Raw genomic sequence first — 13,951 nt, 5'->3', positions numbered from 1 at the left:
CTGTTTTCGAAGCGCAATGATGCTTCTGAAAACGAAGCACTCCAGGGAGGCGCCATGGCGCGCATCGCACCGCTCGAACCCCCGTACGCACCGGAGATCGACCAGGCACTGCGCAAGTGGATGCCGCCCGGCGCGGCGCATGAACCGCTGGCGCTGTTCCGCGTCCTGCACCGCAATCCGGAGCTGGCGTCGCGCATGCGGGTCCTCGGCGCGGGCCTGCTCGCGCACGGGCGGCTGCCCGCGCGGGACCGCGAGATCGTCATCGACCGGACGTGCGCGCGGGCCGGGTGCGAGTACGAGTGGGGCGTGCACGTCGCGACGTTCGGAGAGGCGGCCGGGCTGACGGCGGAGCAGATCGACGCGACCGTGACGGGAGACCCCGCCCCGTGGTCGGCGCGGGAGCGGGCGCTCGTGCGGGCCGTCGACGAGCTGCATGACTCCGCCCGGCTGTCACCGGAGACGTGGGACGGGCTCGCCGCGTCCTACGACGAGCCCCAGCTGCTGGAGCTGCTGGTTCTCGCCGGGTGGTACCGGATGATCGGCCAGCTGATCAACGCCCTGGAGATCCGGAACGAGCCGTGGGCCGCCACGTTCGCCGCGCCCCGGCCGGCCGGGCGGTGACTACAGCTCGAATTCGGCGGGCGGGAGGCCGACGGCGAAGCACGCCTCGCGGACGATCGCCTTCTCGGCGTCGTCGAAGTCGCCGTCCGCGCCGCCGATGACGATGCCGATCTGGATGACGGCGCGGGCCTCGGCGGGCTTCTTCTTCACCTTGCCGATGTCCTGCAGCACCGCGACCTTGCCGAAGTCGAAGTCGGCGGTCAGCTTCGCGACGTAGTCGTCGAAGCGGCGCTGCAGGTCGTCGGCCGGGAAGTTCTGCAGCACCTCGTTGCCCATGATCAGCGAGGCCGTCCGCTGCCGCTCGGCCGCGTCGACGCCGCCGTCGGCCGCCGCGACCAGCGCGCACATGGCCATGCTCGCGTCACGGAACGCTCCGCTCGTCAGTTCGTTCTTCTTGGTGAGCAGCTGCGCCTGCATCGTCTGGGTGGATTCGCGGAGCCTGTTCCAGAGAGCCATCGTTTCCCTCACGTCGCCGTGCGGACCGTCCGCACTCGTTCCTACAACTGTAGTAATTGAGGGATGGTTCCCGGCGGGCCCGTCGTGCGCAGGCGTCGTCAGGCGCGCAGGTCGCTCATGTAGTCGGCGAAGCGGGCGTCGACCTCGGCGGCGGACAGGCCGAAGTCCTCCAGGGAGTAGCGGTGCGCCGGCTTGGCGGCGCTGGTGGTGCTCTCGTTGTGCAGGTCCGCCATCGCCGCGCGGGCCTGGTCGGTGAACGGCAGGCCGAAGCGCGCGTAGACGGATTCGACGGTGCCGATCGGGTCGCGGACGAAGTCGTCGTAGTGGACGTCCGCGAACTGCGCGGGGTCGTGCTTCGCGCGTTCGGCGCGGAACGCGTCCAGGCCGCGGCTCCACAGGTCGAGCTGGTCGCGGCCGATCGTGGCGCCGGTGAACACCTCGGACCAGCCGTCGGTGGCGTGCGCGGCGAGGCTGCACATGGACGCCATCGCGGTGCGCGGCGTCCGGTGCGTCTGGATGATGAGGGCGTCGGGGTAGACGTCCATGAGCGCGTCCAGCGCGAACAGGTGGCTCGGGTTCTTCAGCACCCAGCGGCGGCCGGCGTCGTTCAGGCCGATGAGCTGGAGGTTGCGGCGGTGCCGGACGTAGGCGGGAGTCCAGTCCTGCCCGGCGAGCCAGGACGAGTACGTCGGCAGGTGCGCGAGGCATTCGAACGAGATCGACAGCATGTTCTGCCGCAGGAGCTGCCAGCATTCCTCGACCGAGTCCGCCGAGATGTAATGGACGCCCATGAATTCGGGGTTCTCGATGTGGTGCCGGCGGTATCCGGCGTCGATCGCCTGGAAGACGGGGTCGTCCGCCCATTTCTCGCGGGGCGGCCGGGGCTGCGGGACTTCCGCGAGCCACAGGTCGAGTCCCTGGTGGGCCGGGTCGGCGGTCAGGAGGCGGTGCAGGGCCGTGGTACCGGTTCGGGGCAGGCCGGTGACGAAGACCGGCCGCTCGATCGGCACGTCCGCGTGTTCGGGGTGCCGTTTCCAGGCCGCTTCGGAGAACTGCCGGGCGGCGAGCGCGCCGCGCAGCATCGCCCGCTGCGCCTTGTTGCCGGCCGGGGTGAGCCCGGCGTCCCTCGTCATCGAGTCCAGCAGGACTTTCAGCCCGTCGAGGTAGTCGTCGTCGCCGAACTCCGTCATGCCGGTGACCTTGCTCGCGGACGCGTGAAGGTCCTCGACCGTGCCGACGCTGTCGCGGCCTGCGCTCATCGCTGTGCCTTCCTCAACACGGGGCCTTCCCAACACGGGGCCTTCCTCAGTGGTGCCATTCGCCGGAGTTGACGTCCAGGCATTGCCCGGTGACCGCGCGGGCCAGCGGCGACAGCATGAACACCACGGCGTCGGCGACCTCGTCGGGTTCCGGCAGTTTGCGCAGGTCGGTGGTGGCCGCGTTCTCGTCGTACACCTGCTGCATCGGGACGCCGCGCTTCTCGGCGAGATGGTTGAAGTACCACTGGAGGTTGTCGGCCCAGATGTAGCCGGGCGCGATCGTGTTGACCCGGATGCCGCGCGGCCCCAGTTCGGTGGAGAGGTTCTGCGTCATCGCCAGAAGCGCGGCCTTGGCCATCTTGTAGGCGCCGAAGGTGCGCCGTGAATGCCGCAGCACCGCCGAGTTGATCATCACGACGGAGCCGCCGCGCTCTTCCAGGTCGGGGACGAGCAGCCTGGTCAGGCGGAGGGCGGCGAGGACGTTCGTCTCGAACCCGGCGCGGACGGCGTCGATGTCGACCTTCATCAGATCGCGCAGCGGCGGGGTCGCGAAGGCGTTGTTGACGAGCCCGTCGACGCGTCCGAACGACGTCCGCGCCGTTTCCACGAGCCTTTCGCAGGCCGCCGGGTCGTTGATGTCGGTCGGCACGGTGACGGCGCGGCGGCCGAGGTCATCGACCTCCTTGGCGACCTCGGCGAGCCGTGTCTCGTTGCGGGCCGCGAGCACGATGTCCGCGCCGGCCTTGGCGCATTGCAAGGCGAGGCCGCGTCCCAGTCCGGGGCCGATACCGGAAACGACGACGACCTTGTCCTTGAGCAGTTCCGAGGCCATCAGCCGAGCATCCTTCGCGCGACGGCGACCTGGCGGGCGGCAATGCGCTCGGCCCATTCCTCCGCGGTGACGCGCTGCTTCTCGTAGTACGGGAGAACGCGGGGCAGTTCGTCGAACTTGACGATTTCCGCGGTCGGGCCGTCGTCCGGTGAAAGGTCGCGGGTGAGCCGCTGCCAGCGGAACTGCAGATAGCCGCGGCGGTGACCGGTCCGCTCGATCCAGTTGGCGAGGCCGGGATCGCGCTCGCTGACGATGTAGCGGATCTTCCCGTCCTCGTCCACGCGCGCCTGGTCGCGGGTGAGGCTCGTCTGGTGGTTGATGTAATCCAGCGAGATGTACCACATGCTGCCGAGCTGGAAGCCCATGTACGGCGCCACCGCCGGGTCGGCGGCGGGCGCGGTGATGACCATGACCTCGTCGTCGTCCAGGTCGTAATGGCCGACGGACGAGAACTGCGTCGAGAGCCCGCCGGGCGTCGACCGCGGCTCGGTCAGGGTGTTGACCGGCAACTGCAGGTAGTGCCATTCGGGAAAGGCCAGGAACGTCTTGATCCTGGACACCAGCATCTTCCCCGCGACCGCGTACCGCCGCGCCATCCGGTCGGACGGGACGGGCTCCGGGGACGTGCCGAGCGTGTCGGCCCGGTGGATGCGGATCTCGCCCGTCTTCTCGTTCTCCCAGTCGCTGAACACCTCGCGGACGATCAGCATCGCGGACCCGGGGGCGAACGCGACGTAGTCGTCCCCGGCGCCGTCCTTCGGCGGCCCGAACGTCAGCCGGAACGAGCCGTCCGCGGCGATGTCCAGCTTCCGGTCGTCGAACGCGGTGAGGCTGTCGGGCGACTGCGTCGGCGAGTAGTCGCCGTTCATGATCTGGAAGCTGAGGTCGGCGGTGGTGCCGCGGCGCCCGGTGACGACGTACTCGGCGTCGTCCCTGATGTAGGCGTGGAAGTACAGCGTGTCGGGGTTGTCGAGGCCCAGCTTGGTGTACGGGCCGGTGGACGAGGCGAAGAACGGGTGGTCGTGCTGGAAGGCGCCGACCATGTGCAGGCACGCCTTGATGCTGCCGGCGAGGTAGTCCAGCCCCTCGGCGAGGTCCTGGTCGGTCTTGACGTGCGGCGCGTTGCGGATGATCTGCTCGGCCTCGAGGACCGCGTCGGCGAACGGGCGCGTCGCGGCGTCGGAACGGTCTGTTGCGTCGGTGGCCACGGGGCTCTCCTGGGGACGCGAGTTCATGGGCGCGCGCCGGCACGGGCGGCGGGCGGTGCTGGAGACGGACGCTAGAACGCGTTCTACGTCCGGGTCAACGGACGGTCCCGATCACCGGGAGCCGTCGGCGGGGGTCGTGAACTTCAGGCTCGGGACGTCGTCCAGCGACACCATGTACTCGTAGGTGCGCTTGTGCCCGGTCTTCTCGACCAGCCAGTGGCCGTCGTCGCCGCGCCGGTAGACGTCGTGGTAGAACGCGGCGCCGCGGATGAGCAGCCGGTGCCCGGGGATGATGATGGTGTCGTCGAGCGACCAGACGCCGGTCGCGCGGTCCCCGTCCAGGTCGATCTCCGGGCTGCCCGCGGTGTGCGCGCTGATCTTGTCCGGCCCCAGGTTGGCGCGCATGTAGTCGACGATCGCGGCCCGTCCCTCCAGGCGCAGGGTCTTGCCGAGCACCGGGGTGTCGTACTCGGCGACGGCGTCGGCGGCGAACAGGCCGGCGAACTCGTCCCACTGCTTGAGGTCGACGCAGCGCAGGTAGCGGTGCTTGAGCCGGCGGATCTCTTCCAGGGCTTCCAGGTCCATGCGCCCCAGCCTGACCGCTCCGCCCGCGCAAGACAAGAACACGTTCTAACGATCCGGAGACGGCGCCGAGGCGGCGCGGCGCTCGCGGCGGCGGCGCTGCTCGGCGACGTCCGCCACCGGGGCCGAGAGGAGGAGCGTGCGGGTGTAGGGGTGTTCGGGGGCCGTGGTGACCTGGGCGGAGTCGCCCGTCTCCACGATCAGGCCGTGGTGGATGACGGCGACGCGGTGGCTCATGGCGCGCACGACGGAGAGGTCGTGCGAGATGAACAGGTAGGCGACGGCGGTGTCGTCCTGGATCTCCAGCAGGAGGTCGAGGATGGTGCGCTGGGTGGTGAGGTCCAGCGCGGAGACGGGCTCGTCGCAGACGATCAGCCGGGGCCGGAGCGCCAGCGCGCGGGCGATCGCGATCCGCTGGCGCTGGCCGCCGGAGAACTCGCGCGGGAGGCGGCCGGCGGCGTCGGCGGGCAGGTGGACGCGGTCCAGCAGCGCGGCGATGCGGGCGCGGGTGCCGCGGGCGTCGCCGCCCTGGGCGATGAGGGGTTCGGCGAGGGTGTCGCCGATGGTCAGCGACGGGTTCAGGGACGTGTAGGGGTCCTGGAAGATCACCTGGAGGTCGCGGCTGAGGGCCCGCCGGCGGGCGGCGGACGCGGTGTCGATGCGCTCGCCGCCGAAGGTGATCGTGCCGGACGCGACGGGGACCAGGCCGAGGATCGCCCGGCCGATCGTCGTCTTCCCGGACCCGGACTCGCCGACCAGGCCGAGCGTCTCGGCGGGCCGGACGTCCAGGTCGACGCCCTTCAGCACCTCGGTGCGGGCGCGGCGCCGCTTGCCGGGGAAGGACACGCGGACGTCGCGCAGCGACAGCAGCGCCTCGCCGTTCGGGGATGCGGTGTTCACGCGGTCTCGCTCCTCGCTTCGGCGGGCCGCCAGGGCGCGCGCGGGGGCGCGTCGTCCAGGACGGCGTCCAGCAGCCGGCGGGTATAGGGGTCCCGCGGGTCGCGCAGGACCCGGTCGGTGGCGCCGGTCTCCACGATCCGCCCGGCGTTCATCACCGCGACGCGGTCGCACAGGTCGGCGACGACGCCGAGGTTGTGGGTGACGAGCAGGACGCCGAGGCCGCGTTCGGCCTGGAGGCGGCGCAGCAGGTCGAGGATCTCGGCCTGGACGCGGACGTCCAGCGCGGTGGTGGGCTCGTCGGCGATGAGCAGCTCCGGGTCGCAGGACATCGCCCCGGCGATGAGGACCCGCTGCGCCATGCCGCCCGAGATCTGGTGCGGGTAGCGGCGCAGCACCTGCTCGGGGTCCGGGATGTCGACCATGCGGAGCAGGTCCAGGGCGCGCTCGGCGGCCTGCCTGCGGGACAGGCCCAGGACGTGCCGCATCGGCTCGGTGAGCTGGCTGCCGATGGTGAACGCCGGGTCGAGGTTGCTCATCGGCTCCTGCGGCACGTACGCGACGGTCGTCCCGCGCAGCGCGCGGTGCCGCCGCTCGGGCAGCCCGGCGACCTCCTGGCCTGCGACGATGACGCTGCCGCGGCTGACGCGCCCGCCGTCCGGCAGGATCCCGAGCACCGAGAACGCGGTCTGCGTCTTCCCGGAGCCCGACTCGCCGACCAGCCCGACGATCTCGCCCGGACGCACGTCCAGGTCGATGCCGTGGACGACCTCCGCCTCGGTGCCGTCGGGGCGGGCATACGCGACGGCCAGCCCGCGGATCGACAGCAGCTCGGCCCGGTCGCCGCCGCTCGCGCTTTCAGTAGCGGGTGCGGTGGCGGCGCGGCGCCGGCGGGGACGCGCCGGGGTCCCGGCGCGGTCCTCCAGGGCGTCCCGCAGGGCGGTCGCCAGCAGGACGAGCGCGCCGCTGGTCACGCCGAGCGCCAGCCCCGGCCACAGCATCAGGATCGGGGCGCGCTGGATGTTCTGGAACGCCTCGTTGAGCATCGCGCCCCAGGTCGCGGTGGAGCCGCTGCCCACGCCGAGGAACTCCAGCCCGGCCTGCAGGCCGATGGCGAGGCCGGCGACCAGGGCGACCTGGATGATGACGGGCCCGCGCACCACCGTCAGGACGTGCCGGACGACGATCCGGGTGTCCGACAGCCCGGACACCCGCGCCGCGTCCACGTACGCCTCGCCCCGCACGTCCGCGACGATCCCGCGCACCATGCGGAAGAACTGCGGGGCGACGAGGAACCCGAGCACGATCATCAGGACCCACGGGTTGGAGCCGAGGATCGCGCGGGACGCCAGCAGCACCACCATCGCGGGCAGCGCCATCACGAGGTTGGCGACCCAGGTGGCGGCCGAGTCGAACGCCCCCGCGTAGTAGCCGGCGAACAGTCCGGACGGCACGCCCAGCAGCAGCGCGATCGCCACGCTGAGGACGGCGCCACCGAGCGTGTTGCGCCCGCCGTACAGGACGCGGGACAGGATGTCGCGGCCCGCCGAGTCCATCCCGAGCGGGTGCGCGCCGCTCGCCCCGGCGAACGCGTCGCCGAGCGAGGCGGTCTGCGGGCCCTGCGGGGCGAGCAGCGGCGCCAGCGCCACGGCCAGCACCAGCAGCGCCAGCAGGACGAGGGACACGGCGCCGAGCGGGTTGGTCAGCAGCCGGCGCAGGACGCCCCGCCGCCGCACCGCGACGCCCCCGCCCGCGGTCCCGACCTCGACAATCCCGCTCATGCGTGCCTCTTGTGGGGGGTCGACCCCCCACACCCCCCGGTTCGCTTCGCTCATGACGCTCTCGCCTTCGGGTTCAGCCAGCCGATCAGGATGTCGGTCACCAGGTTGATCAGGACGACCCCGATGACCGTGAGCATGACCAGCGCCATGACCACCGGGATGTCGCCGCGCGCGGTGTAGGAGACGGTCATGCTGCCGATGCCGGGCAACCCGAAGATCTGCTCGACCAGCACGGCGCCGCCGAGCAGCCCGATGAACTGCAGGCCGAGCAGGACCAGCGCGGGCGCGGAGGCGTTGCGCAGCACGTGCTTGAACACGATCCGCGGCGCCGACAGCCCGCGGGCGCGCAGCGTCCGGATGTAGTCCTGGCGCAGGACCTCGATGACCGCGCCCCGCACCTGCTGCGACACGCCCGCGACCGACGCGACCGACAGCGACGCCACCGGCAGCGTGATCGTGGACAGCCACCCGCCCGGCGACTCGTCGATGGGGGTGTAGCCGATCGCCGGAAACCAGTCGAGCTTGACCGCGAACACCAGGACCAGCACCAGCGTCACCAGGAAGCCCGGCAGCGCGTACCCGGCGACGCCCAGCACCTGCACGAACCGGTCGGCGACGCCGCGCCGCACCCCCGCCCACACGCCGAGCAGGAACGACACGGCGGCCGTCACCAGCGTGACGCCGAGCATCAGGCTGATGGTCACCGGCAGCCGGTTGGCGATCGTCTGCGTCACGTCCTCGCTGGTGAACCAGGACGTGCCGAGGTCGCCGCGGACGGCGTGCGACAGCCAGTCGGCGTACTGCGCCGGCACGGGCCGGTCGAGCCCGAGCGAGGCGTTCTTGGCCTCGACCGCCGACTGCTCGGCGCCCTGCCCGAGCAGCTGGCGCCCGACGTCGTTGTCGGGGATCGACAGCAGCAGGTAGGACAGCAGGGAGATCACGAGCAGGAGCACCGCTCCCGACACGAGCCTCCGCGCCACGAACCTCAGCATCGGCCTCCTCCTTCCGCTGGGGGCCCGGCGGCCTTGAGCAGCCGCATCACGTCCCCGATCGGCTGCTCCATGTCCATGGAGCGATCCACCAGCCACTGCATCTGGATGCCGTCGGCGACCGCGACGAACAGCGCCGCGAGCCGGTCGGGCGGGACGTCCGAGCGCATCCATCCCTCGTCCATGCAGCGCCGCAGGAACGCGGCGACCTGCTCGCGGATCGCCGGGTAGCGCTCCGCGAAGTGGACGTGGGCCGGATGCCGGGGGTCGCCGGCCGCCGCCGCCATGGACACGAACAGCTCCACGAGCCCGGGGGTGGCCGTCCCCTCCCGGACGATCCGCCGGTAGGTCTCCGGGGTGTGGTCCGGGTGCCGCAGCCGGGCCGTCTCGTCCCGCATCCGCAGCACCTGCGTGAGGAGGTCCTCCTTGGACTCGAAGTAGTGCATCAGGCCGGGCAGGCTGAGGCCGCACCGGTCCGCGACCTTGCGCAGGGAGGTCCCCCGGTAGCCCTCCGCCGCGAACACCTCCAGCGCGGCCATGAGGATCTCCTTGCGCTTGGCCTGGCCCTTCTCGTACGGCCCCCGTTTCGCCATGTCAGCGCCGGTGGACGGACGCCGCGCCCGTCACGAGGCCGGCGAGTAGTCGTAGATCGACGGCACGGCCATCCCGGACTGCGTCACCGCCTTGACGCCGCTCCCCGACACCAGCAGGTACCGCATCCGGTAGAAGGGCGCGAACCAGGCCTCGTCGACCAGGTGCTTGTTGAGCTCGCGCAGCGCCGTTCCGGCGGTGGTGTCGTCGCCCGCCTGCGCCTGCCCCAGCAGCTTCTGGACCGTCGGGTCGGTCGTGCCGAACATGTTGAACGCGCCGGGCGTCACCAGGTCCTGGACGGTCAGCCAGTCGACGGACGACTGCCCGATGCTCATGACCATGGCCGAGTAGGCGCGGTCGCGGTAGACCTTCTGCACGGCGCCGGCGGCGTCCAGCTGGTCCCAGGAGACCTTGATCCCGACGGCGCCGAGGTCGGTCTGGATCGAGGAGGTCAGGGCGTCGCTCATCGACGGCACGCGCGGCAGCTTCAGCGTGAACCCGCCCCCGTATCCGGCGTCGGCGAGCAACTGCTTGGCCTTGGCCGGGTCGTGCGGGTAGGCGGTGTCGAGGGCCTTGTCGTAGGCCTTGGTCTCCGGGCCGAACACCTGGTCGGTGATCTCGCCGCCGCCCTGCCGGATCTTGTCGAGCATCGTCTTGCGGTCCAGCGCGTAGTTGATCGCCTGCCGCACCTCGGGCTTCTTGAGCGCCGGGGTGCGGGCGCCGCCCCGGTCGAACAGCAGCAGCCCCTGGAAGTCGAAGGTGAACGGCGTCCTGGTCAGCCTGCCGTCGGAGGAGACGGCCTGCTGCTGGCCGGCGTCCTGGAGCACCGCGCTGTCGATCTGCCCGGTCTTCAGCCCGTTGACGACGGCCGTCTCGTTGTCGAACACGCTGATCGTCAGCGTGTCGAACTTCGCCTTCTCGCCCCAGTAGTCCTTCTTGCCGTCGAAGACGTACTTGGTCCCGACCGCGGTCTTGGACTTGTCCAGCACGTAGGGGCCGGTGCCGACCGGGGCCGTCTTCAGGCTGCCGTCCTTGAGCTTGGCGGGGCTCGCCATGAGGCCCGCCGCGTCGCTGAGGTAGAACAGCAGCCCGGGGTCGGGCCGGGACAGCTCCAGCACCACGTGCGCCGGGTCGACGACCTTGACGTCCTTGATCGTCTTCGCGTACTTGGCGCCGCCCCCGCCGCCGTTCTTGAAGTGGTCGATGTTGGCCTTGACCGCCGCCGCGTCGAAGGCCGTCCCGTCGCTGAACTTCACGCCGCTGCGCAGGGTCATCGAGAGGTTGGTCCTGGCCGCGTCGTAGGACCACCGGGTGGCGAGCATCGGCTTGTACGAGCCGTCGGCGTCCCGCTTGATCAGCGTGTCGTAGACGGCCTGGAAGTAGGGCAGCGCGCTGCCGATCGCGTCGGCCGGGTCCAGACTCTGCGCGCTGGTCAGCGTGGCGATGTCCAGTTCGGACGCGCCGCCGCTCGCCGAGCCGCCGCCTCCGCAGCCCGTCAGCGCCAGCGCGGCCGCGGCGCAGGCCGCCGCGGCCGCGATCCGGGGGGAGTACCTCTTCATGATCTCTCCGTCTGGAGGGCCGGGACCGGCGTCACCGGCGGGACTGTCCGCGGGACGGCGCCGCGCGGGGTCGCGGCGGCGCCCGCCGCTGAACGAAAACCGTAATCTGATCGGTTTCTGTACGTCAATGCTTACGGACGAGAAAACCGATCGTTATACGGTTTTGACCGGCGGGCGGTGGCCCGGATCGACGGGAAGCGCCCTGTGCACCCTATTTGACCTGGCTTTCAGCACTTCGTGACCGTGTCTCGCCCGTCCGGTGACCGGCCGGGGGAAGGCCGTAACGCGGGCGGACCGCGGGCGATGATCGGACCCCGGTGTGCCACGAGGGGCGGAAGGCATGTACGGTCGGCCGTTGAGCGGCTCGCGCAGGGTCCCGCCGGGCCGTCCGTGGGAAAGAGGGCTGAGCCGTCCGCGCGCTACTCCTGCGCCCCGAGGGGCGTCGCACCGGCCGTGACACCGGCGTCCGCCGGCCGCGCCGCAAACGGCCGTGGCTGATCGGCGAGCTGGCGATCGTCTTCGTGCTGCTCGAGGTCTACGGCTACGTCCGGTCGCTGGCCGACACCCGGTACGGGCCGGCGCTCGCCCATGGCCGGGACGTGCTGAGCATAGAGGACCACCTCGGCCTGGACGTCGAACTTCACGTTAACCGATGGTTGACCAGACATCACGATCTGTCAGAGGTCGCCGTCTGGATCTACCAGCACATGCACACGGGCTTCACCATGGGCGTCCTGCTGCTGTGCTACCTCGCGGGCCCCGGCGTCTACCGGCCCGCGCGCAACTCCCTGGTCCTGATGAACCTCGTCGGGCTGGTGGTGTTCTTCCTCCTGCCGGTGATGCCGCCGCGGCTGCTGCCGGACGAGGGCTTCGTCGACTCGGTGGCCATGGCCGGCTTCGGCACCGTCCACAGCCCCGGCGGGGTGAAGGCCGACCAGTTCGCCGCCATGCCGTCCCTGCACATGGGATGGGCCGTCTGGGTGGCGGCCGTGATCATGGCGCTGCTGTGGCGGTACCGCGCGCGCTGGCTCGCGGTGCTGCACCCGATCGCCACCGCGATCGTCGTCGTGGTGACCGCCAACCACTACGTGCTGGACGTCGTGGCCGGGGTCGTGGTGGCCATGGGCACCCTCCTGGGGACCGGCCTCGTCTGGGCCGGCAACGGGACGGTCTACGCGGGCGGCCAGCTGATCCGGCGGAATCGGCCCGCCTCCGCGCCCGACGCCGGTGCCGAGGTGGACGGGAGCCCGGACGCGGCGGACGGCGAGGCCCCCGCCGAGCCGGAGCATGCGGGGAGCTCGGCGAAGAGCTCCGCGAACGGCTCGGGCTCGGCCAACGGCTCGGCGAACGGCTCCGCGAACGGTTCGGCGAACGGCTCCGCGAAGAGTCCTGCCGCCGGGTCCGCGACGACCGCCATGACCAGCCTGGAACGGCAGTCCGGCGGCATCGCCAGGGCCGACCCGGACCAGGCCGCCGGATAGCCCTCCAAGCTCCTCCGAGGCCCGCTCACCGCCGTCCGAGGGCGGTCAGCCGACCAGGGACTGGGTGCCGAGGACGCTGAGGAGCGCGAGGCGCTCGGCGTCCGGGGTGCCCGGCTCCGCCGTGTAGATCATGATCCGCAGGTCGCTGCCGGTCACGTTCAGCACGTCGCAGTCCAGCGTGAGCGTCCCCACCCGGGGATGGTCGATGGTCTTGCGGGACGCGTCGTGCCGGCCGACGGTGCCGGAGTCCCACAGCTCGGCGAACCGCTCGCTCGTCGCGTGCAGCTCCGCGATCAGCCGTTGCAGCCCCCGGTCGGCGTGGTAGCGGCCGGCGGACGCGCGCAGGTCGCCGACCAGCGCGGCCTGCTGCTCGCGCAGCTCCTCCGGCGTGTACCGGACGCGGTTCTCCGGTCCGAGGAAGTTGCGCCACACGCCGTTGCGCTCGAACCCCCGCCACCCGGACGTCTCGCCCATCAGCGCCGTGTACATGGGGTTGGCCAGCAGCAGCGTCCAGGCCGCGTCGTAGACCGCGACGGGCGTGCCGGCCAGCCGGTCCAGCAGCCGCTGGACGCTCGGGGTGATGTACGCGGGCACCGCGTCCGGCCCCGGCGGCACCAGCCCGGCCAGGTGGAACATGTGCTCGCGCTCGGCCGGTGACAGCCGCAGGGCCCGCGCCAGCGCCTCGACGACCTGCGGCGACGGGTTGGACGCGCGGCCCTGCTCCAGGCGCGTCACGTAGTCGACGGAGATCCCGGCCAGCTGCGCCAGCTCCTCCCGGCGCAGCCCGGCCGTGCGGCGGTGCCCGCCGGCGGGCAGGCCGGCCGCCTCGGGCGCGACGCGGTCGCGCCAGCGGTGCAGCGTCCTGCCGAACTTCCCGGGTGCCATGCCACCAGTCTGCCCGCCCGCACCGCGCGCCTGCCTGGTACCGCCGTTCCCAGGAAGAGGGGACGACTGGCTGACCGCGCCGCCGCGCCGCAACCTGGACACATGACGACAACACTGATCACCGGAGCGAACAAGGGCCTGGGCCACGAGACCGCGCGGCGGCTCATCGCGGCGGGCCACACCGTCTACATCGGCAGCCGGGACGCCGAGCGGGGCCGCCGCGCCGCCGACGAGCTGGGCGCGCGGCTCGTCGTCCTCGACGTGACCGACGACGCGTCCGTCGAGGCCGCCGCGAAGGCCATCGAGGCCGACGGCGGGCTCGACGTGCTGGTCAACAACGCCGGGATCGAGGCCCGGCTGCCCGACAACGGCGTGCCCGGCGCCGCCGAGGTCACGGCCGACCTGATGCGGACGTCCTTCGAGACCAACGTGTTCGGCGTGGTGCGCGTCACGCACGCGTTCCTGCCGCTGCTGCGCAAGTCGGAGGGCCCGGTCATCGTGAACGTGTCCAGCGGGCTCGCCTCGCTGGCACGGGTCACCGACCCGGCCTCGCCCGCGTACGCCTACCCGGGCGTCGCCTACCCGGCGTCCAAGGCCGCCGTCAACATGATCACGGTGCAGTTCGCGAAGGCGTTCCCGGAGATGCGGATCAACGCGGTCGAGCCCGGGTTCACCAAGACGGACCTGAACGGGCGCACCGGCACGCAGACCGTCGAGGAGGGCGCCGAGATCATCGTCCGGATGGCCCGGGTGGCGCCGGACGGGCCGACCGGCGGCTACTTCGACGCCGAGGGCCGCCTCCCCTGGTGA

At 71.7% G+C, this 13,951-nt stretch carries 14 protein-coding genes; 3 read left to right on the top strand and 11 right to left on the bottom strand.

What is annotated here, in order from left to right; genetic code table 11:
- Positions 1-54 precede the first annotated feature (54 nt).
- The gene (locus tag ACA514_RS40870) at positions 55-621 is read left to right on the top strand and encodes a carboxymuconolactone decarboxylase family protein (protein ID WP_375046686.1); all 567 of its coding nucleotides are present in this window, start codon (positions 55-57) and stop codon (positions 619-621) included.
- Here the strand turns inward: ACA514_RS40870 and ACA514_RS40865 are convergent, their stop codons facing one another.
- The 10 genes from ACA514_RS40865 to ACA514_RS40820 form a co-directional block, all read right to left on the bottom strand.
- Positions 622-1,077 carry a tellurite resistance TerB family protein gene (locus ACA514_RS40865; RefSeq protein ID WP_375046685.1) on the bottom strand — a complete coding sequence of 152 codons (456 nt, stop codon included), beginning with the start codon at positions 1,075-1,077 and terminating at the stop codon, positions 622-624. It lies immediately after the preceding gene.
- A 98-nt stretch (positions 1,078-1,175) separates the two neighbouring features.
- The gene (locus ACA514_RS40860) at positions 1,176-2,336 is read right to left on the bottom strand and encodes a sulfotransferase (RefSeq protein WP_375046684.1); all 1,161 of its coding nucleotides are present in this window, start codon (positions 2,334-2,336) and stop codon (positions 1,176-1,178) included.
- A gap of 46 nt (positions 2,337-2,382) precedes the next feature.
- Complete coding sequence (locus ACA514_RS40855; protein WP_375046683.1) at positions 2,383-3,168, bottom strand: SDR family oxidoreductase; 786 nt, start codon at positions 3,166-3,168, stop codon at positions 2,383-2,385.
- The gene (locus ACA514_RS40850; RefSeq protein WP_375046682.1) at positions 3,168-4,376 is read right to left on the bottom strand and encodes a hypothetical protein; all 1,209 of its coding nucleotides are present in this window, start codon (positions 4,374-4,376) and stop codon (positions 3,168-3,170) included. The genes ACA514_RS40855 and ACA514_RS40850 overlap by 1 nt, the downstream gene beginning before the upstream one ends.
- Before the next feature lie 111 nt (positions 4,377-4,487).
- Positions 4,488-4,961, bottom strand: coding sequence for a nuclear transport factor 2 family protein (locus ACA514_RS40845; RefSeq protein ID WP_375046681.1), 474 nt, complete (start codon positions 4,959-4,961; stop codon positions 4,488-4,490).
- A 45-nt stretch (positions 4,962-5,006) separates the two neighbouring features.
- Entirely contained in the window at positions 5,007-5,858 is an 852-nt protein-coding gene (locus tag ACA514_RS40840) for an ATP-binding cassette domain-containing protein (RefSeq protein ID WP_375046680.1), read from the bottom strand.
- Positions 5,855-7,636 (bottom strand): dipeptide/oligopeptide/nickel ABC transporter permease/ATP-binding protein, encoded by a 1,782-nt coding sequence (locus tag ACA514_RS40835; protein ID WP_375046679.1) that lies wholly within the window; start codon positions 7,634-7,636, stop codon positions 5,855-5,857. Before ACA514_RS40835 ends, ACA514_RS40840 begins: the two co-directional genes overlap by 4 nt.
- A gap of 50 nt (positions 7,637-7,686) precedes the next feature.
- Positions 7,687-8,628, bottom strand: coding sequence for an ABC transporter permease (locus ACA514_RS40830; protein WP_375046678.1), 942 nt, complete (start codon positions 8,626-8,628; stop codon positions 7,687-7,689).
- The gene (locus tag ACA514_RS40825; RefSeq protein ID WP_375046677.1) at positions 8,622-9,218 is read right to left on the bottom strand and encodes a TetR/AcrR family transcriptional regulator; all 597 of its coding nucleotides are present in this window, start codon (positions 9,216-9,218) and stop codon (positions 8,622-8,624) included. Before ACA514_RS40825 ends, ACA514_RS40830 begins: the two co-directional genes overlap by 7 nt.
- Before the next feature lie 30 nt (positions 9,219-9,248).
- On the bottom strand, positions 9,249-10,775 hold the full coding sequence (locus ACA514_RS40820) for an ABC transporter substrate-binding protein (RefSeq protein ID WP_375046676.1): 1,527 nt from the start codon (positions 10,773-10,775) through the stop codon (positions 9,249-9,251).
- 521 nt (positions 10,776-11,296) lie between these two features.
- Here ACA514_RS40820 and ACA514_RS40815 point away from each other — a divergent pair.
- Complete coding sequence (locus ACA514_RS40815; protein WP_375046675.1) at positions 11,297-12,256, top strand: phosphatase PAP2 family protein; 960 nt, start codon at positions 11,297-11,299, stop codon at positions 12,254-12,256.
- A 45-nt stretch (positions 12,257-12,301) separates the two neighbouring features.
- Here the strand turns inward: ACA514_RS40815 and ACA514_RS40810 are convergent, their stop codons facing one another.
- The gene (locus tag ACA514_RS40810; protein ID WP_375046674.1) at positions 12,302-13,141 is read right to left on the bottom strand and encodes a helix-turn-helix transcriptional regulator; all 840 of its coding nucleotides are present in this window, start codon (positions 13,139-13,141) and stop codon (positions 12,302-12,304) included.
- Between the two features lie 102 nt (positions 13,142-13,243).
- On the opposite strand from ACA514_RS40810, the gene ACA514_RS40805 reads away from it, so the two are divergent.
- Positions 13,244-13,951, top strand: coding sequence for an SDR family NAD(P)-dependent oxidoreductase (locus ACA514_RS40805; RefSeq protein WP_375046673.1), 708 nt, complete (start codon positions 13,244-13,246; stop codon positions 13,949-13,951).

It is taken from the genome of Actinomadura sp. NTSP31 (assembly GCF_041951385.1).
Taxonomy (GTDB): domain Bacteria; phylum Actinomycetota; class Actinomycetes; order Streptosporangiales; family Streptosporangiaceae; genus Spirillospora; species Spirillospora napierensis.
This window is presented reverse-complemented; position numbering and strand designations above follow the sequence as displayed.

Bases quoted from the DNA above. Each gene is read 5' to 3' on its own strand.
- ACA514_RS40810 (WP_375046674.1), bottom strand. From the start codon at position 13,141: ATGGCACCCGGGAAGTTCGGCAGGACGCTGCACCGCTGGCGCGACCGC.
- ACA514_RS40860 (WP_375046684.1), bottom strand. From the start codon at position 2,336: ATGAGCGCAGGCCGCGACAGCGTCGGCACGGTCGAGGACCTTCACGCG.
- ACA514_RS40865 (WP_375046685.1), bottom strand. From the start codon at position 1,077: ATGGCTCTCTGGAACAGGCTCCGCGAATCCACCCAGACGATGCAGGCG.
- ACA514_RS40835 (WP_375046679.1), bottom strand. From the start codon at position 7,636: ATGAGCGGGATTGTCGAGGTCGGGACCGCGGGCGGGGGCGTCGCGGTG.
- ACA514_RS40825 (WP_375046677.1), bottom strand. From the start codon at position 9,218: ATGGCGAAACGGGGGCCGTACGAGAAGGGCCAGGCCAAGCGCAAGGAG.
- ACA514_RS40855 (WP_375046683.1), bottom strand. From the start codon at position 3,168: ATGGCCTCGGAACTGCTCAAGGACAAGGTCGTCGTCGTTTCCGGTATC.
- ACA514_RS40820 (WP_375046676.1), bottom strand. From the start codon at position 10,775: ATGAAGAGGTACTCCCCCCGGATCGCGGCCGCGGCGGCCTGCGCCGCG.
- ACA514_RS40830 (WP_375046678.1), bottom strand. From the start codon at position 8,628: ATGCTGAGGTTCGTGGCGCGGAGGCTCGTGTCGGGAGCGGTGCTCCTG.
- ACA514_RS40870 (WP_375046686.1), top strand. From the start codon at position 55: ATGGCGCGCATCGCACCGCTCGAACCCCCGTACGCACCGGAGATCGAC.
- ACA514_RS40805 (WP_375046673.1), top strand. From the start codon at position 13,244: ATGACGACAACACTGATCACCGGAGCGAACAAGGGCCTGGGCCACGAG.
- ACA514_RS40845 (WP_375046681.1), bottom strand. From the start codon at position 4,961: ATGGACCTGGAAGCCCTGGAAGAGATCCGCCGGCTCAAGCACCGCTAC.